The sequence below is a fragment of the Butyribacter sp. genome (genome assembly GCF_056818865.1).
Map to the genome: position 1 here is coordinate 85,046 of NZ_DBLYGC010000002.1, position 21,733 is coordinate 106,778.

At 34.2% G+C, this 21,733-nt stretch carries 16 protein-coding genes; 13 read left to right on the plus strand and 3 right to left on the minus strand.

Features of this window, described 5'->3' with window-relative positions:
• The first annotated feature begins 162 nt into the window (after positions 1 to 162).
• The 9 genes from ACZLXV_RS01335 (at position 163) to ACZLXV_RS01375 (ending at position 9,128) form a co-directional block, all read left to right on the plus strand.
• Positions 163 to 1,005 carry a carbohydrate ABC transporter permease gene (locus tag ACZLXV_RS01335; RefSeq protein ID WP_367336500.1) on the plus strand — a complete coding sequence of 281 codons (843 nt, stop codon included), beginning with the start codon at positions 163 to 165 and terminating at the stop codon, positions 1,003 to 1,005.
• Complete coding sequence (locus ACZLXV_RS01340; protein ID WP_022224162.1) at positions 1,005 to 1,835, plus strand: carbohydrate ABC transporter permease; 831 nt, start codon at positions 1,005 to 1,007, stop codon at positions 1,833 to 1,835. The genes ACZLXV_RS01335 and ACZLXV_RS01340 overlap by 1 nt, the downstream gene beginning before the upstream one ends.
• A 65-nt stretch (positions 1,836 to 1,900) precedes the next feature.
• A complete protein-coding gene (locus tag ACZLXV_RS01345) occupies positions 1,901 to 2,902 on the plus strand; it encodes a LacI family DNA-binding transcriptional regulator (protein WP_022224161.1) in 1,002 nt (333 codons plus the stop codon).
• 28 nt (positions 2,903 to 2,930) lie between these two features.
• On the plus strand, positions 2,931 to 4,412 hold the full coding sequence (gene malQ, locus ACZLXV_RS01350) for a 4-alpha-glucanotransferase (protein WP_482382265.1): 1,482 nt from the start codon (positions 2,931 to 2,933) through the stop codon (positions 4,410 to 4,412).
• A 391-nt stretch (positions 4,413 to 4,803) separates the two neighbouring features.
• Positions 4,804 to 4,989: a hypothetical protein gene (locus tag ACZLXV_RS01355; protein WP_482382266.1), complete on the plus strand. Its 186-nt coding sequence runs from the start codon at positions 4,804 to 4,806 to the stop codon at positions 4,987 to 4,989.
• Between the two features lie 163 nt (positions 4,990 to 5,152).
• Positions 5,153 to 6,157, plus strand: coding sequence for a DNA cytosine methyltransferase (locus ACZLXV_RS01360; protein WP_482382267.1), 1,005 nt, complete (start codon positions 5,153 to 5,155; stop codon positions 6,155 to 6,157).
• Positions 6,158 to 6,159: 2 nt separating this feature from the next.
• Complete coding sequence (locus ACZLXV_RS01365) at positions 6,160 to 7,044, plus strand: Eco47II family restriction endonuclease (RefSeq protein ID WP_482382268.1); 885 nt, start codon at positions 6,160 to 6,162, stop codon at positions 7,042 to 7,044.
• Between the two features lie 237 nt (positions 7,045 to 7,281).
• The gene (locus ACZLXV_RS01370; RefSeq protein WP_482382269.1) at positions 7,282 to 8,223 is read left to right on the plus strand and encodes a retron St85 family effector protein; all 942 of its coding nucleotides are present in this window, start codon (positions 7,282 to 7,284) and stop codon (positions 8,221 to 8,223) included.
• Entirely contained in the window at positions 8,220 to 9,128 is a 909-nt protein-coding gene (locus ACZLXV_RS01375) for a retron St85 family RNA-directed DNA polymerase (RefSeq protein WP_482382270.1), read from the plus strand. The genes ACZLXV_RS01370 and ACZLXV_RS01375 overlap by 4 nt, the downstream gene beginning before the upstream one ends.
• An 89-nt stretch (positions 9,129 to 9,217) precedes the next feature.
• On the opposite strand, the gene ACZLXV_RS01380 is transcribed toward ACZLXV_RS01375, so the two are convergent.
• Positions 9,218 to 10,090, minus strand: coding sequence for an AraC family transcriptional regulator (locus ACZLXV_RS01380; protein ID WP_482382271.1), 873 nt, complete (start codon positions 10,088 to 10,090; stop codon positions 9,218 to 9,220).
• A gap of 411 nt (positions 10,091 to 10,501) precedes the next feature.
• On the opposite strand from ACZLXV_RS01380, the gene ACZLXV_RS01385 reads away from it, so the two are divergent.
• Complete coding sequence (locus tag ACZLXV_RS01385) at positions 10,502 to 12,754, plus strand: glycogen/starch/alpha-glucan phosphorylase (RefSeq protein WP_482382272.1); 2,253 nt, start codon at positions 10,502 to 10,504, stop codon at positions 12,752 to 12,754.
• 377 nt (positions 12,755 to 13,131) lie between these two features.
• Positions 13,132 to 13,785, plus strand: a complete 654-nt coding sequence (locus ACZLXV_RS01390; protein ID WP_482382273.1) for a hypothetical protein — start codon at positions 13,132 to 13,134, stop codon at positions 13,783 to 13,785.
• A gap of 108 nt (positions 13,786 to 13,893) precedes the next feature.
• Here ACZLXV_RS01390 and ACZLXV_RS01395 read toward each other — a convergent pair whose 3' ends face one another.
• The gene (locus ACZLXV_RS01395) at positions 13,894 to 16,599 is read right to left on the minus strand and encodes a fibronectin type III domain-containing protein (RefSeq protein WP_482382274.1); all 2,706 of its coding nucleotides are present in this window, start codon (positions 16,597 to 16,599) and stop codon (positions 13,894 to 13,896) included.
• Positions 16,600 to 16,878: 279 nt separating this feature from the next.
• On the opposite strand from ACZLXV_RS01395, the gene ACZLXV_RS01400 reads away from it, so the two are divergent.
• Entirely contained in the window at positions 16,879 to 18,888 is a 2,010-nt protein-coding gene (locus ACZLXV_RS01400) for an oleate hydratase (RefSeq protein ID WP_482382275.1), read from the plus strand.
• A gap of 51 nt (positions 18,889 to 18,939) precedes the next feature.
• On the opposite strand, the gene ACZLXV_RS01405 is transcribed toward ACZLXV_RS01400, so the two are convergent.
• Complete coding sequence (locus ACZLXV_RS01405) at positions 18,940 to 19,782, minus strand: AraC family transcriptional regulator (protein WP_482382276.1); 843 nt, start codon at positions 19,780 to 19,782, stop codon at positions 18,940 to 18,942.
• Positions 19,783 to 19,928: 146 nt separating this feature from the next.
• On the opposite strand from ACZLXV_RS01405, the gene ACZLXV_RS01410 reads away from it, so the two are divergent.
• Positions 19,929 to 21,488 carry an alpha-amylase family glycosyl hydrolase gene (locus ACZLXV_RS01410; RefSeq protein WP_022225682.1) on the plus strand — a complete coding sequence of 520 codons (1,560 nt, stop codon included), beginning with the start codon at positions 19,929 to 19,931 and terminating at the stop codon, positions 21,486 to 21,488.
• Positions 21,489 to 21,733: the final 245 nt, after the last annotated feature.

The window sequence follows — 21,733 nt, forward strand, 5'->3', positions numbered from 1 at the left end:
TGTGGACAGACTAATATATGGGGGAGACGGTCAAACGTGTCCCCTGTATTAAACAAAAGCTGCTTTATACTTTATACACAGTAATGTATTAGGCAGGGAAAAAGGGAACAGCTACGTTTTTTGCGTTATGCACAGTGGATATGTGCAGAAATGAGGATTATTATGGAAAAAGCAATAAAAAAATACTGGCCGGTATTTTTGCTTCCGACTATGGCGGCATTCACAATTGGATTTATCGTGCCATTTATCGAAGGAATTTATTTATCATTTTGTAAATTTACCACTATCAAGGATGCATCTTTTGTGGGATTTAGCAACTATGTAGAAGCATTTAAGGATTCAACATTCCCTCATGCATTTGGATTTACTGCCATATTCGCGGTAGTGACGCTGGTACTTGTTAATCTTTTGGCATTTGCACTTGCACTTGCGCTTACACAGAAAATTAAAGGAACAAATATTTTCAGAACAATATTCTTTATGCCAAACCTTATAGGTGGTATTGTTCTTGGATATATCTGGCAGCTTATATTTGATGGTATATTCAGTAAATTTGACATGGCATTAAAATTAAATGCAAAATTAGGTTTTTGGGGACTCGTAATCTTAATCTGCTGGCAGCAGATAGGTTATATGATGATTGTTTACATAGCAGGTTTACAGGCAATACCTGATTCATTAAAAGAAGCTGCTATGATTGATGGAGCAAATGCATGGAAGAGACTTTTCCATGTTACTATTCCTAATATGATGCCATCAATAACAATATGTACATTCTTAACAATAACAAACTCATTCAAGCTCTTTGACCAGAACCTTTCACTTACAGGTGGTGAACCGCTTCACAAGACTGAGATGCTTGCATTGAATATTTATGATACGTTCTATGGAAGAGTAGGTTATGAAGGTGTAGGTCAGGCTAAGGCGGTTATTTTCTTCCTTGCAGTAATAGTTATAAGTATGTTACAGCTTAGACTTACAAGAAGTAAGGAGGTGCAGCAGTAATGAAAAGGGTAAAAGGAATTTTAGCAACATTATTATTTACGATTATATCAATAATATTTGTATCACCGATTATTGTTGTATTGATTAACTCTTTTAAGAAAAAGACATATATAAGTCTTGAACCATTTAAATTTCCGTCATCAAAGACATTTGTCGGAATGGAAAACTTTAAAGAGGCTATAACAAAATATGAATTTATTAAGGCAGTAGGCTGGACCGTATTTATTACGGTAGGCGGTGTATTACTTATTCTTGTATGCTGTTCAATGTGTGCATGGTTTATTACAAGAGTACAGACAAAGATTACAAAAGCAATTTATCTTCTTTGCGTATTCTCAATGGTAATTCCGTTCCAGATGGTAATGTTTACATTATCAGGAACAGCAGATTCTCTTGGACTTAATACACCATGGGGTCTTTTGATAATATATCTTGGATTTGGTGCAGGTCTGGCGGTATTTATGTTCTGCGGCTTTGTAAAATCAATTCCAATCGAAGTTGAGGAGGCAGCCATGATTGACGGCTGCAGTCCAATAAGAACATTTTTTAACGTTGTAATACCAATGATGAAACCAACGCTTATATCAGTAGGAATCCTTGAGGCAATGTGGATTTGGAACGACTTCCTTCTTCCATATCTTACACTTGATATTAAGAAATATAAGACTATATCGATTATTATCCAGTATATGAAGGGCAGCTACGGAAGAGTTGATATGGGAGCTATTATGGCTTGTCTTATTATGGCAGTTATTCCAGTAGTAGTATTTTACTTATGTTGTCAGAAATATATTATTAAGGGTGTTGCAGCTGGTGCGGTTAAGGGTTAAAATACATTTTATTCGGAGTATTCTGCAGGGGATATTCCGGAACAGAAGAAAAGCGAGGAAAATGTATGACCATAAAAGATATCGCCAAATTATCGGGATATGGTATAGGAACCGTATCCCGTGTATTGAATAATCATTCCGATGTTAGTGATAAGGCAAGAAAAAAGATAATGGAAGTTATAGAAGAAAGCAACTTTCAGCCAAATACAAATGCAAGACACTTGAAAAGGCAGTCGGTATCATCTCTTTCTATTATAGTTAAGGGAAATCAGAATATGCTTTTTGCTGATATTCTTGAAAAAATGCAAATGTTATTCTCTAGAAACGGTGAAAATGCAGAAGTTTCTTATATAGATGAGGATGCAAATGAAGTAGAGTGTGCACTTTCATTGTGCAGGGACAGAAATCCCAAAGGGATAATATTTTTGGGAGGAAATCTTGATTATTTTGATGCTTTTGACAGCATAGAAGTTCCTTGTGTATTGTTGACTAACAGTGCGGGCAGTTTGAACATAAGCAATCTTTCATCATTTTATACGGATGATGAGGAAGCTTCATATCAGGTCGGAAGTTATCTTATAAAACAGGGACATAAAAAAATCGGAGTTATAGGTGGAACATTGTCCGCAACTCAGATAAGTTCGAGCAGATATGAAGGATGTCTTAGAAGTTTTAAAGAAAATGGAATTGATTTTGAAGAAAAAAAAGCGTATATACCGTGTCGTTATTCTATGGAAGACGGGTATCAGGCAGCAAAGAAACTTTTGAAGCAGGTATCAGGTGTCACGGCTATAATTGCACTCAGTGATACGATTGCAGTCGGTGCAATGCGTGCAATATGTGATGCAGGAAAAAGAGTGCCTGACGATATTTCAGTGGTTGGATTTGACGGAATAAGCCTTTCTAATTATTGTATTCCAAGACTTACAACTATAAGGCAGGATACAGATAGAATGGCTAGAGAGGGAGTAGAACTTATGCTTAGGCAGATACATTATCCGGGAGAGGGAAGAGATGTATCAGTGCCATTCCAGCTTCTTGAGAGAGAAAGCGTTAGAAAAATTTAATTATGAAATGTAAAAGGAGGAAAAAACTTTGAGAAGAGCAGGAATTTTAATGCCTATTACTTCATTACCATCACCATATGGTATAGGAACAATGGGAGAGGCAGCAAGAGAATTTGTCCGCTTTTTACATAAGGCAGGGCAGTCATATTGGCAGATATTGCCCATATGTCCTACAAGTTATGGAGATTCACCATATCAATCATTTTCTTCATATGCCGGAAATCCATATATGATAGATTTGGATGATTTGTGTGAAGCAGGTCTGCTTGAAAAAAGTGATTATGAAAATATAGATTGGGGAGATAATCAGGAAAAAGCAGATTATGGTCTGCTTTATAAAAAGAGATTTAGTGTATTAAAAAAAGCAACTAAAGCAGCTGAGGAAAAATATGAGACACTAATTTCTGAATTCAGGACTGAAAATGAAAAGTGGCTTTCTGATTATGCGCTTTTTATGGCAATAAAAGATGAACAGAATGGAGTTTCATGGATTGAATGGCCTGAAATTCTTAGAAAAAGAGATAACAAGGCACTTTCGGTAGAGAGAGAAAAGTTAAAAGATGAAATAAAATTCTGGGAATGTGTTCAATTTTTGTTTTTCAGTCAGTGGAAGAAAATAAAAGCATATGCAAATGAGAATGGAATAAAAATAATAGGAGATATCCCTATTTATGTATCATCAGACAGTGCGGATGTCTGGGCACATCCTGACCAGTTCCAGCTTGATAATAATCTTATTCCGATAAGTGTTGCAGGGTGTCCACCTGATGGATTTTCTGCAGACGGACAGCTTTGGGGAAATCCATTATTTAACTGGGAACTTATGAAAGAGCAGAACTACAGCTGGTGGGTTGACAGAATAGCATATCAGACAAAAATATATGATATTCTTCGTATTGACCATTTCAGAGGATTTGATGCGTACTATTCTATACCGTACGGTGAAAAAACAGCGAGAAATGGAGAGTGGAAAGAAGGACCTGGAATTGATCTGTTTAATGTAATAAACGAAAAATTGGGAGAGCTTCCTATTATAGCAGAAGATTTAGGATTTTTGACGGATTCAGTCAGACAGCTTCTTAAAGATACAGGTTTTCCGGGAATGAAAGTTCTCGAGTTTGCATTTGACAGCAGAGATACAGAATCAGGATATCTTCCGCATCTCTATAACAAAAATTGTGTCGTTTATGCGGGAACTCATGATAATGATACAATTCTTGGATGGTTTGAGGCAATATCAAAAGAAGATGCAGAATATGCGAAGAAATATATGAGACTTTCAGAAGCAGAAGGTTATCACTGGGGTATGATGCGTACAGCGTGGGCTTGTATAGCAGATACGGCAATCATGCAGATGCAGGATATATTGGGACTTGGAAAATCTGCAAGAATGAATACTCCTTCAACGCTCAGTGATAAAAATTGGAGCTGGAGATGTCTGCCGGGAGCGTACAATGACACATTGGCAGAGGTTCTTCATGCTGAAATGAAGTTGTATGGAAGAATTTAGGGCATAAGCCAGCTTTAAACACTATTCAAAAAATATAGCCACAGAATATCACGATTTTATCGTGTTTTCTGCGGCTTTTTTTAATATATTTATAAAAATAAGATCACATTTATTTGACCAAACGTCATGGAAGCAGCTATTATACGACAAATGGGCGATTTATGCATCGTCCGCCTTGGGGAACAGGAACAGCTATAGTAGTACATAAAGGTATAAAATGCATATTCTAAGTGCTGACGGTTGACAGTGTTTAGACACCATTTGCTGTGAAAACGTAGAATATATCTTTTTTTTATTATTAACTGTCGTTTTTCTGTCGTTAAATTGTCGCTTTTTTTGAAAAAAAATAATGTATAGTAATATTAGAAAATCAAAAAGGAGGCATTTATATATGAGTAGACACAATGAAAAAGAGTGTAATATTTTTATAGAAAAAGTTTTTCTAAAGAAAAATGAAATACAAAAAGATTTTGCTAATCTTTCGGATGAAGATAAGAAGCTTGTTTTAGATTTTTTTAGAAATTATTTTAATATATATTCGCTTAAAGAGGGTAGTGATTTTTTTAGAAATATTTAAAAATATGTATAGTTTGATTAGTAATTAGCCAGAAGATGTATTAAAAAATTATATGGAAAAGGAGGTTGAGTTTTGATATAATTTTATGAGAACGGTTATTCGGATTTGTTGATTTAAACAGAAAAAATAATTATTTATAAATGATATATAGAAGAGGTAAAAAATGTTAAAAACAATAGAATTGTTTGCAGGTGCTGGTGGATTAGCATTAGGAGTAGAAAAGGCTGGCTTTCACACAATTGGCTTAGTTGAGCTAGATAAAGATGCATGTATGACTTTAAAGACAAATCGTCCTGATTGGAACATTATATGTGATGATATTGCAAATGTTTCTGAGGATGATTTGGAAGTATTGTTTAATATAAAAAAGGGCGAATTGGATTTATTATCTGGTGGTGCACCATGTCAATCGTTTTCGTATGCTGGAAAACGATTAGGGTTGGAAGACGCAAGAGGAACATTATTTTATCATTATGCGGTTTTTCTTGAAAAGTTACAACCAAAGATGTTTTTATTTGAAAATGTCAAGGGATTATTGACTCATGATAAAGGAAAAACATATCAGATAATTCTAGGTATTTTTGAGAAAATGGGGTATAAGATACAAAAACAGGTTTTAAACGCTTGGGATTATGGAGTGGCTCAAAAGAGGGAGAGACTGATTACTATTGGCACTAGAAAAGATTTAGCTGGTAAACTGCATTATAGTTTTCCTGAAAAGTATGATTATAAATTGGTTTTGAAGGATGTATTGTATGATGTGCCAGACAGTGAAGGTGTACCTTATGGTGAAAATAAGAGAAGAATATTTGAACTAGTGCCTCCGGGAGGTTATTGGAAAGATATTGACCCAGAGATAGCAAAGACTTATATGAAGAGTTGTTGGAATATGGGAGGAGGAAGAACGGGAATATTGAGGAGAATGAGTATGGAAGAACCGGCATTGACAGTATTGACATCACCATCTCAAAAGCAGACGGAGAGATGTCATCCTTTAGAGGCAAGACCTTTTACTGTGCGTGAAAATGCAAGGTGTCAGAGTTTTCCTGATGATTGGATATTCTGTGGAAGCGTAATGTCACAATATAGACAGGTTGGAAATGCAGTACCTGTTAATTTGGCATATGAGGTAGCAAAAAAAATCAGAGAGACTTTGGAGGAAAAATGATTATGGAATGGAAGTTGAAATTTATATCTGAAAGTGATTTTACAGAACATGTTAAATCAACTATTGAAAAATATGGTGAAAAATTAGAATCATTTGATGTGAAAAGATTTAACAAAAATATAATTGACCCTATTAAATTGATTTTTGATAAAACTGTATATCGTTCTACATGGGAAGAGATAGTTAGTAATGAAATATTTCGACAAAGAGATAAGTCAAATAATAATGATATAGGTTATTTTCATCAAAGAATATTTCAATATATTATGAACTGTCGTGTGCCAGATAATGGAAAGGAAGGTGGATGGGATGTTATATATGAGAATGAGGAAGGAATAAAATTGCCAGATGGAGATATTGTTCACCATATATATGTAGAAATGAAAAATAAACATAATACTATGAATTCTGCTTCAGCAGGTAAGACATATATAAAAATGCAGAATCAGTTGTTGATGGATGATGATTGTGCTTGTTTTTTGGTTGAAGCGATTGCTCAAAAATCGCAAAATATAAAATGGGAAACAACGGTTGATAAGAATAAAGTTTCGCATAAAAGAATACGAAGGGTTAGCTTGGATAAGTTTTATGCATTGGTTACAGGAGAGGAAGATGCGTTTTATCAAATGTGTATGGTATTACCCGAAATTATAGAAAATGTAGTAAATGACGGTAAAAGTGTTAATACGCCTAATGATACAGTTTTAGAGGAACTCAAGAATATTGCATATAAAATAAGTGGGGAGTCTGAACCTTTAGCAATAGTAATGTCTATATATATGTTGGGATTTAATACATATAGTGGCTTTAACCAGTATTTTCAAAAAGATGTAGATTTACAGGATAATAAGAATTTGCTTAAGATTCTGTATGAATATGCTAAGTAAAATTAATAACAAAAAGTTGTATTAAAATATTTAAATATGTGTTAAAATATAAGCAAGAGATTCTAGTATTAATCTAAAGACTTTTAAGTCTTTGGTTACTCTGAGTTGAGTTCAGAGAAAGAAAAATTGTTGGCATTCGTTGCGATGTTTATGGCATGCAATGCTGCCAGCAGCCTTGCATGTCATAAACATCGCTTGCGCCTTAATGTAGAATCTCTTTTTTTAGTGGAGTGAGTAATGCAAATATTAGAAGATAAAATAATAAAAGAGTTAATAGAAATGTTAAAGAAAAAGCTCAGAAAAAATAATATATCTAGTAATGTTACATTGTCAGCACCTAGATTTGTGTTTGTTTGTGGAAAAGAGATTAAAGAAGGACAAGATACTATACGCAAATATACAATAAAAAGATTGGAAAAATTTAAGGCAAAAAATGATTATGGAACAGAATATAAGTCAGTATTATGTGTTATATCAGAATATTTATATGTACAAGATTTATCAGAAGATATTTTTTCTTTTGAAAAAATGTTAGCTGAAATAAGTGACAAAATTATTATTGTAGCGGAGAGCCCAGGGACATTTTGTGAATTAGGTGCTTTTGTTATGGATGAACAGTGCCGTAATAAGACAATAGTTATTAATGAAGATAAAGAAGAATATAAGAATTCATTTATTACAAAAGGTCCTGTAAAAATGTTAGAAAATAGAGATGAACAAAGTGTTATTTTGCATAATGGTTTAGAATGGTTAAAGTTTAGTTCTGTTTATGATGATTTAATTAATAAAGTTGCAAATGAAACATTGAAAATACACATAAATAATGATTCTAAACAAATACATTTAAAAAGTTTAATTTATGAATTAGCGAATATTATTGAGATTTTTCAGCCTTTAGAATTTTTTGAAATTGAAAAATTGTATAAAAAAATAAAAGATTTTGATAATTATGAAATTCTTAATACAGAGGGGCATAAAATTAGAAGTATAAAAAAGGTTTTAGTATTAATGGAAAGAATTGGTTTAGTAAAAAAAGATAAGGGATACTACATTATTAATAAGAAAATATCATGTTATAATATTATGTTTACAATATCTAGAAAAGAATTTAATGATGTTAGAATAAAATATATTAATAGAATGGACAAATATCAGCCACAAAGAATGGAGATTTTATGAAATTAAATGAGAAAATTGCTAATAGTATAGGAATTGATGCGAAATATGTAGAGTTTATTGCATTAAGAAACAATTTATATGCGAGATATTTTATTGATAAAAAGGGTGGAGGAAAAAGAGAAATTTTGCAGCCATCGAAAGAATTAAAAGTTATACAGCGTTGGTTGTTAAGAAATATATTAAATAATTTTCCTGTATCAGAATATAGCTATGCGTATTCGAAGGGTAACTCAATTAGAAAAAATGCATTGTTTCATAAAAATTCAAAATATATATTACATACAGATATAACGAATTTTTTTCCGTCAATAACAAGACAAATGCTATTTGGATATTTTAGGAATAATAGGCAAATAATAGACGAATTAGGTTTAGATGATGAAGATATAAAGTTTATATTAGATATTTGTTTGTACAAAGGAAAATATTTGGTTGTTGGAAGTGTTGCATCTCCTAGAATTGCTAATATGGTAATGTATGATTTTGATTTAGAATTGAAGAAAAAGTTAGATAGTATTGGGGAATTTTATTATACAAGATATGCTGATGATATTGTTATATCATCATATGATTATATAGATAAAAATTTAGTAGATTTTGTGGAAAAGTATATTACAAAATATGGTTTTGAAATGAACCATAAAAAAACATTTTTTATGAATAAAAAGAGTAAAAGACAAATTACAGGTGTAGTAATAGATAATAATTCAAATAAGCTAACAATAGGAAATAGAAAATATAAGCAATTTGAGCGTATAGTATATAAATATCTTGTGAAAAATGAAGGAAACGAAGAATATATTAGGGGATATTTAGCATATATTAAAGAGTTAAATATAGAACAATATAAACAGATTGAGAAAATATATAAAAAATATGATAAACAAATGAAGATATTTAGATAGGATTATATATTTTTTGAAAAATAACAATTGCTCAAGCTGAAAGTGAGGGGTATTTCTTTTAATAAATGAAAATTCAAAAGAATAAGAATTTATACCCCTCTCGTCATAGACGGAGTTATCCCATACTTTTTTTTGTATTGCCTGTTAAAATGTGAAAGATTGTTAAAACCGCAGTCTCCTGCTATTTCAAGAATGCTTTCTTCTGTTGTAAGAATTCTGGTTCGTGCTTTTATCAGGCGGAAATCATTCAGATATTTAATAAAACTTGTTCCCATATGATTTTTAAAAAACTTCATAAAATGTGATGGGCTGTAGTGGCAGATTTCTGCTATTTTTTCTATTGAAATTTCTTCAGTATAATGCTGTTCCATATATGTAAGTATTTCTTTGATTTTATCTACTGATTTTTCGGATTTTTTATTTTCCTCTGTTTTAGGCGGATGCCTTATCATAGTATGTATCAGTTCGAGCAGGCATGACTTGATGGCAAGCTGGTAGCCAAACTCTTTTTTATCGCAAAGAACATCCATTGTATTTATTATTTTTACAAAATGGGAATAGAAAGAATAGCCCATATGTACATGTGTGACAATGGGAAAATCACCATTAAAAAAAGGAGTAAGATATTTAGACATAGTAATATCATTAGTAGCAAAGCTGAGAAGTTCCTTTTTAAAAATAATATTTTCATATTCTAATCTGTCACCGATGGCACAATCAATAGAATGAAGATTTTCAGGGAGAACCACCAGAATATCACCTGCGGAAAGCTGATGTGGAGTAAGGTTAAGAGTAACCTTTGCTGAGCCGTGTTTAATAACAATAAGTTCCATATCATTATGCCAGTGCAGAGGAACACTTGGAAAATCTGTCGGAATGGAACAAGGATAGGTATTAAATAAAAATTCCTCACTGGAGTGAGACTTGGTTTCGTGGTATTTATTTTTTTCAATCTGATTCATTTCTTATAAAACCTCCCCAAAAGATATTTTTATTATAGTAATAAGAGTAAATATATAAACAAAAATACTTATTACTTATCGTATATATGCAACATTTGTATCACAAGATTTTTCAATACACAGCGAAACTGCCACACAATCGTCATAGCATACAACAGTTTCGCGTCCGTTCTCAAAACACATCTTTAAATGATAGTATTGTATCATATCGTGCTAGGAAAAGACAAGAACTGTGCTCATCAAAATGATATATTATAGTCACAAAGTTAAGAACGGTTACCACACATAAAACTGTGAAAGGTAATTGAAACTAAATATTCACATCAGGTTGTGAATAAGGATATGGATAAGAGATAGAGAAAAAATGTTGCAGTATAAACAATGGATGGAGAATAAAGAAAGGAAAGCGTTATGGATGTCAAAAACATTTTAGAACAAAAACTTGGTAAAAGCATAGCTGACAGCAACAAGCAGGAAATTTATGTTGCACTTTTAAACATTGCAAAAGAAATGTCAGAAGAAAAAGTACAGGAAGATACGGGAAAGAAAGTTTATTACATTTCAGCTGAATTTTTAATAGGCAAACTTCTTTCAAACAATCTTATAAATCTTGGGATTTATGCCGATGTAAAGAAAGTTCTTGCTGACAACGGTGTGAGCCTTGCAGAGATTGAAGAGATTGAGGCAGAGCCTTCACTTGGAAATGGTGGTCTTGGTCGTCTTGCAGCATGTTTCCTTGATTCGATTGCAAGTCTTGGTCTTAACGGTTCCGGTATCGGTCTTAATTATCATCTTGGATTGTTTAAGCAGGTATTTGAGAACAATAGACAGAAAGAAACAGCAAATCCTTGGATTGAGGAGAATACATTCCTTAGAAAAACAGATGTAAGTTATCCTGTTCAGTTTAAAGATTTTACTGTTCAGTCAAGAATGTACGAGATAGATGTAACAGGATATGATAACAGAACAAACAAACTTGAATTATTTGATCTTGATACAGTAGATGATAGTATTGTAGGAGATGGAATTGATTTTGATAAAAAGGATATTGCAAAAAATCTTACATTATTCCTTTATCCGGACGACAGCGACGATGATGGAAGAAAATTAAGAATTTATCAGCAGTATTTTATGGTAAGCAATGGTGCAAGACTTATAATAGATGAGTGTAAGAAAAAGGGAAGTAATCTTCATGACTTATACAATTATGCAGTAATACAGATAAATGATACACACCCTACAATGGTAATTCCGGAACTTATCCGTCTTTTGACAGAAGAAGGAATTGACATGGATGAGGCAATTGAGATTGTTTCAAAAACATGTGCATATACAAATCATACAATTCTCGCAGAGGCACTTGAAAAATGGCCGATTTCATTCCTTAAAGAAGTCGTACCGCAGCTTGTACCTATTATTGAAGTTCTTGACGATAAAGTACGCCGCCGTTTTGATGACGAGAGTGTAGTCATTATTGATAAGAATGATACTGTTCATATGGCTCATATAGATATTCATTATGGATTCAGTGTAAATGGTGTTGCAGCACTTCATACTGAAATTCTTGAGAAATCTGAGCTTAACAACTTCTATAAAATTTATCCTGAGAAGTTCAATAATAAAACAAACGGTATTACATTCAGAAGATGGCTTCTCCATTGCAATCCGGAACTTACAGACCAGATTACTGAGTGGATTGGTGATGGTTACAAGAAAGATGCAGAAGAACTTAAAAAGCTTGAAAAATATCTTTCAGATAGGGGAGCACTTGACACACTTCTTAAGATTAAAACGGACAATAAAGCAGACTTTGTTGATTATATAAAGAGAACTCAGAATATTACACTTAATCCTGACTCAATATTTGACATTCAGGTTAAGCGTCTTCATGAGTACAAACGCCAGCAGTTAAACGCATTGTTTGTAATTCATAAATATCTTGAGATTAAGAAAGGTAATATCCCAGAGACTCCTATCACTGTTATATTTGGTGCAAAGGCAGCTCCGGCTTATATTATTGCAAAAGATATTATTCATCTTATTTTATGCTTGCAGGAGATTATCAATAATGACCCTGAAGTAAATAAATATCTCAATGTTGTTATGGTAGAAAATTATAATGTAACAATGGCAGAGAGACTTATTCCGGCATGTGATATTTCAGAGCAGATTTCTCTTGCGTCAAAAGAAGCAAGTGGAACAGGAAACATGAAATTTATGCTTAACGGAGCAATCACACTTGGTACGGAAGATGGAGCTAATGTAGAAATTCATCAGTTTGTAGGTGATGATAATATATATATTTTCGGAGCAGAAAGTGACGAAGTAATAGAACATTATGCAAAAGCTGATTATGTATCAAGAGATTATTATGAGAAGAATGCGGCACTTAAAGAGACTGTTGACTTTATTACAGGAGAGCAGATGTTCAAAGTTGGAGACGAGACACAGCTTAACCGCCTTAAAAATGAACTTTTAAATAAAGACTGGTTTATGACATTCCTTGACTTTGACAGTTATGTTGAAACAAAGGAAAAGGCATATGCAGACTTTAAGGACAGAGAAGCATGGGCAAAGAAAATGCTCGTAAATATAAGTCAGGCAGGTTTCTTCTCATCAGACAGAACTATTGCTCAGTATAATGAGGATATTTGGAAACTGTAAAAAATTAACAGAGCAGAAATGTGTATATCAGGCATGGAAAATCATATTTTTAACATGTTAATTAAATAAAATAGTTAAAGGGAACAAAATTAAATAGATGCACCGTAAGGTGTAAAAAGGTATAAGATATGCTTGAAATTTTCTTTAAATCAATGAGTTGATTTAGAAAGAAGTTTCAGGCATATTTTATCTTTATAACAAAATATGTTTACTGCATGACGTCTGTTAAAAATATACAAAATTAAAAATTATATCTGTGAAAAATTACAATAGAAATTGACTGGGTAAACTGATATTATGTCAACAATAAAGCAGATTGAGAACGAAAAATAGACGGGATTTGAGAAAAAGGCTGGAAATTGGGAGTTGAGGGATATATGAAAAAAAGGGCATTAATAAATTTAATAGGGGTATTTATAGTTGTTGCATTAGTTATTACAGCATGGGTTTTGTTCCCTAATAAAGTAAGAATAGGTTATTACAAGCAGCTTGATGCTAACGGACAATTTTATAAAATAGATAATAATAATGAAAAAAGAGTATATATCTATGATAAAAATAAAAAAGAACATATGCCGTTTTTAAATGTATATTGTGATGACGTTATGATATACAATTGGACATGTAGTGGTTTGACGCTTCCTGTTGATTATTTTAGACCTGCCGGAATGTATACTAAGAAACTCGTGTATTTTGGAAACAGTTTTTCGTTTCCGACATATTCTGATAAAGGAGATGTAAATACAATATATTGCAAGTTTAGCGATAAATATATAACGCTTACAGACCTTAGAGGACAGAAGATTACATATAAATGGATTGGATTATTGTGCAATTCTTATGATTATAAGAAATCGGAATATACAACAAAGTATGGGCAGGATATATTAAATAACAGTGAAGAATTGTCATTAAAGGAGATAAAAGCAAATAGAAATAAGAGAATTATTTTTTATGGAATAGATGTTTTTGTGTTAGCCGGTTTAATTTTTTATAATATATATTTTGGTAAACATAATAAACAAAAATAAGGAATGAATTATTTTCGTTGTGTTTACCTTGACGCAGAAATTAAAAAAATAGCCTGTCGTTTTGAGTAGAAATCGACAGGTTATTTTAATGCGTTTATATATTAATATTTATTTTGTAGTGGCTGTCTTAGTTTTAGACCATGTTCCGTACATTTTAACATTTTTGCCATTAACCTTAACGGTTTTGTAAGTGCGTATTCTTATATAATACTTTTTGTTAGACTTTAATTCTGAAATGGTTGCCGATGAGGAATTAAAATTCGCAACTGTTTTCTTTTTGTCATCCGCAAAAGTTTTTTTGACAGAATAAGAAATTTGATAGCCGCTTGTATTTTTTGATTGCTTTTTAAAGTTTATTGTAAGACTTTTTTTACCTGAGTTAATTTTATTTATTGAAGTTTTTTTCAAAGCAGGTATTGAAGTCTTTTTAATAACCTTTTTGCAGGTCTGGCAAATATAAGTTATACTACCGTTCTTTTTGTATGTATCTTTTTTTAAAACCTGAATGATTTTATGTTTATGAGCCGGTGTTGCGGTAGGTTTGTTTGTTGGAGCTGTAGTAGGTTCTGTTGGCAGTGTTGTCGGTGTAGTAGTAGGCTCAGTTGGTTGCGTTGTCGGTGTAGTAGCAGGTTTAGTTGGAGCTGTAGTAGGTTTTTGGGTATTCGGTTGTACTGTAGCAATTGGAACTATAGTAGGGACGGCAGTATCTGCAGGCTTTACTGTTGCCGTAGGTTCATTAGTCGGAAACGATGTAGGTTTTACATCAGGGCTTGCATATGGTGCCGTAGTTGGTTTTGAAGTGGTCGGTGTGCTGCCGTTCGAACTTGAACCGGAACCTGAGCCTCCTGACGGTTTATTAGTTTGAACCGGTACAGTCGGGGATGTGGATGGTACCGTGGATGGTACCGTGGTCGGTTCCGTAGTAGGCTTTGTAGTAGGCTCCGTAGTTGGCTCTGTAGTAGGTTCTGCGGTCGGCTCAGTAGTAGGTTCCGTAGTCGGAGCCGTGGATGGTTCCGTAGTCGGTTCCGTAGTAGGTTCTGTAGTAGGTTCTGTAGTAGGTTCTGTAGTAGGTTCTGTAGTAGGTTCTGTGGTTGCAGTACCGTCTGTTATGTTAATTTCTATTGTTGCTTTGATAATGTTTTTTAATGCCTTGACATCGCTTATGGTATTAAGCTCTTTATCGTCAATAGATTCTGAAAAGAAAATAAATGTATATTTTCCGTTTTCAATATTTATAGCATCTTTGCGGAGAAGATAATATTTTTCGGAGTTTTCATCGGTATAATATAAATAGAAAGGGTTTATATATGGGGCAGACGAATCAAAGTCCGTGTTATCTGTATCCCAGTAATCAGTGCGGATAACTGCCATATAATCCCAAAAACCGTATTGTGCGGCAATATCTTTATCCCAAGGAGTTCCTGTACTCTTTTTCCAAGTGATATTCATAGAAGGAGAGTTTTCTTCTATATCATTGCTATTTGTAGGCAGCTTATCTATAAGAATATCAGACGGATAATCTGTCACATCAATTGAAGCAATGTCATCTTTGGCTGCTGCTGCATCGTATTTGCATGTCCATGTATTATTGTTTTGTACAAGACTGTATCCGGCGTTTAAATATTTATCTGCAAAGTTAAACCCAGCATTTGAATAATCACCTTTTGCAGTTATGTAAGTAATATTTTCAGAAGGGGTATCAGCACATGACGGAGAAGAACTTGTAATATAAAGCTGCGAGGCTCCGCTTGCTGTTTTGCTTATATTTATATGTCCGTCGAGGGAGACAATTATATTTGCTTTCTGTGCGCTGTTTCCACCTGTGAAATTTCCGTTTATAGTGGCATCGGGCATAGCTGTAAGGTCAAGAAAACCGCCATTATCAACAGATATATTATTCAAGTTTGATGTGTCGGAAGGTGCAAAAGTTCCGCTGTTTGTTACATGTATGTTTCCTATTCCGTTGACAGGCATTTTTGTTGTGGTATTACAGCCGTCAATAGTGAGTGTTGTATTATCGTTACCGATAATAGAAGATGCTGCAAAGTCTTGTTTTGTAGTTCCTGTCAGTAATATAGAAGCACTTGAAGAAGCCTCAGTTGATATTGTTCCGCGAAGCTGAGTGTATTCATTTAAAATAAGTGAGGCTTTGCCTGTATATGCAGTATACTTATTTTTATTATCATCATGTCCCATAATAATATCTTTAATAATAGTTTTGCTTGTGGCATTTATTACGGTAAATGATGCATTGGTTCCTATATCGGTGTTTGTATAAAATCCTCCGGCGTATACTGTCGGGAGAAGTTCGTTTTCTGAACTTCCAAATCCGCCAAGTGTTTCACCGGCACCCTCCAAATGTGTATCTACTTTATCTAAAGTAAGGCTGTGACCGGCAAGAAAAATTTCACGCTGTGAAACGCTGCCCATTGCATCGCTTGATTCAAAATGTAACTGTAAATTTTTGAAAGTAACATTATCTCCTTTTAGCTGAATAGGACCACGGCAGACAATGCCGACTGTAGAGCCGTCTTTGCCCTCAATAGTAGTGTTGGCAGGAATGTCTATTGGGATAGTTTGTCCGTTTTTGTCGGAAGATGCTGCTGTTTGGAATGATTTAGCTACAATAATATGTTTATATTTTCCTAAAGCTTTGAAAAAATCGTCAAAAGTGCTTACTGTAGTTGAAGTTTCAGCCTGAGCAGATATATTTTGTGCTTCTGGCTGATAGGTTGCTGCCTGGGTACATGTTTCAGATAACATAATACAAGAAGTGAGAAGGCAGCAAATAAAATGTGATAGGCGTTTTTTCATTAGTAAATCCTTTCTGTAAATGGTAAATAATTTATAGTTCATAATAAAATATAGTGTCACTAATTATAACAAGAATAAGCAGATAAAGCTATTTGAAAATTTGTGTTTTTATTACAAAAAGATGTTATATTTGTCATTTTTATACTTGCTTAAATTAAAATTAAATTGTCAGGAATTTTTATTTTTTTTGGGGGGAATACTTATTCATGTATAGATGTGACAAGTATGGAAAGAGAATACGACTTTATGCAAAAAAGAGTAGAAATGGGGACTGATAATATGAATAAGAAAATTATAAAAACAGCTTCGGTTATTGCAGTTGGAGCAGGTGCGGCGGCTTTATATAAGGCAAAGTTTGCAAAGGATAATAATTCGGATAATCAAACACAGGGATGTACTGATTCAGGGAGAAAAAAGGATAAATGTCAATGTAATGGAAAAAGCCGCAGTCAACATTCTGATTATAAAAATACGGAACTTGGGAAGCATGAAAAAAACAGTAAGGGAATTTATTATGCAAGCGGTAATTATGAGGCATTTGCAAAACCTAAAAAGCCTGACGGAATTGAGAAAAAATCCGCATACATTGTCGGAAGCGGACTCGGTGCACTTGCGGCAGCATGCTTTCTTGTAAGAGATGCAAAAATGCCCGGAAAAAATATCCATATTCTTGAAGCACTCGATATTGCCGGGGGTGCATGCGACGGAATAAATGATGCCTCGAGAGGGTATATAATGCGTGGCGGACGAGAGATGGAGGAACATTTTGAGTGTCTGTGGGATTTATTCAGAAGCATACCTTCTTTAGAAAAGAAGGATGAATCAGTTTTGGACGAGTTTTATTATCTTAATAAGGAAGATCCGAATTATTCAATTTGCAGAGCAACCGTAAACAGAGGTAAGGATGCAGAACTTGGTGGTAAATTCGGTCTTAGCCGTAAAGGGTGTATGGAGATTATGAAATTGTTCTTTACCGCTGATGAAGAGTTATACGATAAAAAAATCGAGGATTTTTTTGATGATGAAGTTTTTGAGTCTAATTTCTGGCTTTACTGGAGAACAATGTTTGCTTTCCAGAACTGGCATAGTGCGTTGGAAATGAAGCTTTATTTCAAGCGTTTTATTCATCACATAGCGGGACTTCCTGATTTTTCGGCATTGAAATTTACAAGATACAATCAGTATGAATCGCTTATCATGCCTATGCTCAAATATCTTGAAAATGCCGGGGTTTCTTTTGAATTTAATACTGAAGTTACAAATGTGATATTTGACATAGAAGGAAATAAAAAGACAGCAAAGGCTATTGAGTGTGTTGTGTCAGGAAAAAAAGAGAAAATTGCACTTATGGAGGATGATTTCGTTTTTATTACAAACGGAAGCTGTACAGAGAGTACAATTTACGGTGACCATTACCATGCACCTGTCGGCAATGCAGAGATTAGGGAGAGTGGATGCTGGAGTCTCTGGAAAAATATTGCAAAACAGGACAGAGCGTTTGGAAATCCCGAGAAATTTTGTTCTGATATTGAAAAGTCAAAGTGGGAATCAGCGACACTTACGACATCCGATGATAAGATTATCTCGTATATTGAAAAAATATGTAAAAGAGACCCTCGTTCAGGAAAAGTTGTTACAGGCGGTATTGTAAGCTGTATGGATTCATCATGGCTGCTTAGCTGGACTATAAACAGACAGGGACAGTTTAAAAAACAGAAAAAAGACGAGGTATGTGTATGGATTTACGGATTGTTTACAGATGCAGCAGGTAATTATATAAAGAAGCCGATGAAGGAATGCAGCGGATGGGAGATTGCGGCAGAATGGCTTTATCATATTGGAGTTGCGGTAAATGAAATTGATGAATTTGCGAAAGAGCATACGAATTGTATACCGACCATGCTGCCTTATATAACGGCGTTTTTTATGCCAAGAAGAAAAGGTGACAGACCGGATGTTATTCCTGATGGAAGTGTCAATGCAGCTTTTCTGGGACAATTTGCAGAAACACCGAGAGATACTATATTTACAACGGAATATTCAGTTAGAACGGCAATGGAGGCTGTCTATGGATTATTTAAAGTCGACAGGGCAGTACCGGAAGTATGGGGAAGCACATATGATGTAAGAGATTTGATTGAGAGTTCGGTAAGGCTTATGGATGGAAAATCGCCGCTTGATATGAATCTTCCAAAGCCTGTCAATATGGTAAAAAATGTGATTTTAAAGAAGATTGAAGGAACAGATATTGAAAAAATTTTGAGGGAACATGGTGTTTTGAACTGTTGATAAAAAGGACAGTGATAAAAAAAGCAGAATTAAAATGCCGGGCTGACAGGTTTAACGTGTATATTCCCTCGGTGTACAGCCGACCATAGCCTTAAAAAGCCTGTTAAAGTTTGAAAGATTTTGAAAACCGCACTCAAAAGCGGCATCTGCTATTTTACTGCCGTCAAGAAGCATTTCGCATACTTTTTGTATGCGGAGTTTATTTATATATTCAATAGCACCGACACCTACCGTGTCATGAAATTTACGCATAAACCAGCTTTTGCTCAGATGTGTTTTAGCCGCAAGAAATTCTATTGTAAGAGGTTCGTTGTAATGCTCATTTATATAGTAGAGAATTTGACGGATTTCATTGCTGCCGGTCTGATGTTTAATAAATTTTATTGAATTGCCTAAAAGTGCATACCATAAAAAACGTGAAAGTTCACCTTTCATGAGAAGGTCTGACTGCGGAGAATTTTGTATTGCACAGTCTACAACATTTGCGGCACAGCAGTGCATCTCTTCATAATAGTTATTTTTATCCGTAATGTGTAAAAGTTCGGCGGAGAGACTGCACATCGGGGAAAGTATCTGCGAAAAACAGCGGTCGTTTGTGTTTCCGAGCATATCAGTGTTAAAAACTACTGTATCATAAATGATTTTGGCATCGGTTTCAATAGCGTGCAGCATGTGTGGGAAAAACAGAATAATGTCTCCTGCACATGCTTTTATTTTTTGTTTATCTGTAATAAAAAATCCCTCACCGTCGGTAATGAAATTGAGTTCCCACTCAGAATGGCTGTGCATGGGGACAAACGGAAAGAGTTCGGGGATAGAACTTTTATAATAGCTGAATGGTATGAGAGCATTGCTGTGATGTCTGTTTTCTTTGAGTATATTTTTTTTAGCCATGTTATTCCTCGTTTAAATACAATCTATCAAAGTACAATAGTATAGTATTAGTTTTCAAAACTTTTTTGCTAGAATTTACGTTACATCAAATATTATTATATTGTTAATTTAACAGGAAGTCAAAAATAATATCAGGAGGATTAAAAATGAACAATACGGCAAAAGGACCAAAGTGGCTTGACAATGCAGTTTTTTATGAAATCTATCCGCAGTCATTTAATGATACAAATGCAGATGGTATAGGTGACATAAATGGTATTACGGAGAAACTCGACTACATAAAAGAACTTGGATGTAATGCTATCTGGATAAATCCATGTTTCAAGTCGCCTTTCGGTGATGCGGGTTATGATGTTGAAGATTATTACACGGTTGCACCTAGATATGGTACAAATGAGGATCTTGCAAATCTTTTCAGAGAGGCACACAAGAGAGATATGCATATTCTTCTTGACCTTGTTCCGGGACATACTTCTGTACAGCATGAGTGGTTTAAGCAGTCGATGAAAGCTGAAAAGAACGAATTTACGGACAGATATGTCTGGACAGACAATATATGGGAATCACCGGAGGGAATGGGATGCATAAGAGGAATTTCGGATAGAGACGGTTCATGTGCAGTCAACTTTTTCTCACACCAGCCGGCGTTGAATTATGGATATTATAAACCTGAGCGTCCTTGGCAGCAGGCAATGGATGATGAGGGACCGAAAGCAACACTCGAAGCGATGAAAGATGTTATGCGTTTCTGGCTTCAGATGGGTGCAGACGGTTTCAGAGTAGACATGGCAGGTTCGCTTGTAAAAAATGATGAAGACGGAAAGGGAACTATAAAACTCTGGCAGAATGTCAGAGAGTTTCTTGACAGGGAATTTCCGGATGCTGCGATGGTTTCAGAGTGGGGAGAGCCTGACAAATCGCTTCAGGGTGGTTTTCATATGGATTTCTTACTTCATTTCGGTCCATCCCATTACAATGATTTGTTCCGTTGTGAAGAACCGTTCTTTTCTTCAAGAGGAAAGGGCGATGTGTCAGCTTTTGTAGAAAAATATCTTGATAATTATGAGAAGTCAGAAAAGAAAGGTCTTATGTGTATTCCTTCAGGAAATCACGATATGGGACGACTTTCGCAGGAAATTAAGGGTGATGAGCTTAAGATAGCTTTTGCATTCCTCTTATCAATGCCGGGTGCACCGTTCATATATTACGGTGATGAGATTGGAATGAAATATGTTGAGGGATTGACATCTGTAGAGGGAGGATATGAAAGAACAGGTTCAAGAACACCTATGCAGTGGGATGACAGTGTAAATGCAGGCTTCAGCAGTGCAAAGAAAGAGATGCTTTATGTTGCACAGGACAGTGATGAAAATCGTCCGACTGTTAAAAATCAGGCAGCAGATGAAAATTCACTCTACAATGAGATAAAGAAGCTTATAAAAATCAGAAAAGAGCATGCGGCTCTTTTAAGCAAAGGTGAAATAGAATTTGTAGCTGCAAAGAAAGATACTTATCCGCTTGCGTATGTAAGAAGCAGTGAGGATGAAAAAATACTTGTAGTTATAAATCCTTCAGCAGAAGATGTTACATTTGATTTTGACGGAAAGTTCGGAGAAGAAATCTATCGTTTTGGTGGAAACGCAGAGAGTGACGGAAAAGTTGTTAAAGTTTCGGGACAGACAGCAGTATTTGTAAAGCTTGTATAATCAAAATATCTTTTGAACATATAATTATAAAATATCATATACGATAAAAAACGGTGATTTTATAAAGTTTTTTAGAGTGAAAGCGGATATTGATGCAGAAATGTATTTCAATCCGCTTTTTTTATATAATTGTTACCTTTTTTTACAGTTTTCGGTGAATAAAAGTTGCATAAAAAAGCTTAAAGTAATATAATGAATATATTAAAATGCACAAACAGAATGTGCGTAAAAAACTGTCCGAAAAG

Bases quoted from the DNA above. Each gene is read 5' to 3' on its own strand.
- ACZLXV_RS01335 (WP_367336500.1), top strand. From the start codon at position 163: ATGGAAAAAGCAATAAAAAAATACTGGCCGGTATTTTTGCTTCCGACT.
- ACZLXV_RS01340 (WP_022224162.1), top strand. From the start codon at position 1,005: ATGAAAAGGGTAAAAGGAATTTTAGCAACATTATTATTTACGATTATA.
- ACZLXV_RS01345 (WP_022224161.1), top strand. From the start codon at position 1,901: ATGACCATAAAAGATATCGCCAAATTATCGGGATATGGTATAGGAACC.
- ACZLXV_RS01355 (WP_482382266.1), top strand. From the start codon at position 4,804: ATGAGTAGACACAATGAAAAAGAGTGTAATATTTTTATAGAAAAAGTT.
- ACZLXV_RS01360 (WP_482382267.1), top strand. From the start codon at position 5,153: ATGTTAAAAACAATAGAATTGTTTGCAGGTGCTGGTGGATTAGCATTA.
- ACZLXV_RS01365 (WP_482382268.1), top strand. From the start codon at position 6,160: ATGGAATGGAAGTTGAAATTTATATCTGAAAGTGATTTTACAGAACAT.
- ACZLXV_RS01370 (WP_482382269.1), top strand. From the start codon at position 7,282: ATGCAAATATTAGAAGATAAAATAATAAAAGAGTTAATAGAAATGTTA.
- ACZLXV_RS01375 (WP_482382270.1), top strand. From the start codon at position 8,220: ATGAAATTAAATGAGAAAATTGCTAATAGTATAGGAATTGATGCGAAA.
- ACZLXV_RS01380 (WP_482382271.1), bottom strand. From the start codon at position 10,090: ATGAATCAGATTGAAAAAAATAAATACCACGAAACCAAGTCTCACTCC.
- ACZLXV_RS01385 (WP_482382272.1), top strand. From the start codon at position 10,502: ATGGATGTCAAAAACATTTTAGAACAAAAACTTGGTAAAAGCATAGCT.
- ACZLXV_RS01390 (WP_482382273.1), top strand. From the start codon at position 13,132: ATGAAAAAAAGGGCATTAATAAATTTAATAGGGGTATTTATAGTTGTT.
- ACZLXV_RS01395 (WP_482382274.1), bottom strand. From the start codon at position 16,599: ATGAAAAAACGCCTATCACATTTTATTTGCTGCCTTCTCACTTCTTGT.
- ACZLXV_RS01400 (WP_482382275.1), top strand. From the start codon at position 16,879: ATGAATAAGAAAATTATAAAAACAGCTTCGGTTATTGCAGTTGGAGCA.
- ACZLXV_RS01405 (WP_482382276.1), bottom strand. From the start codon at position 19,782: ATGGCTAAAAAAAATATACTCAAAGAAAACAGACATCACAGCAATGCT.
- ACZLXV_RS01410 (WP_022225682.1), top strand. From the start codon at position 19,929: ATGAACAATACGGCAAAAGGACCAAAGTGGCTTGACAATGCAGTTTTT.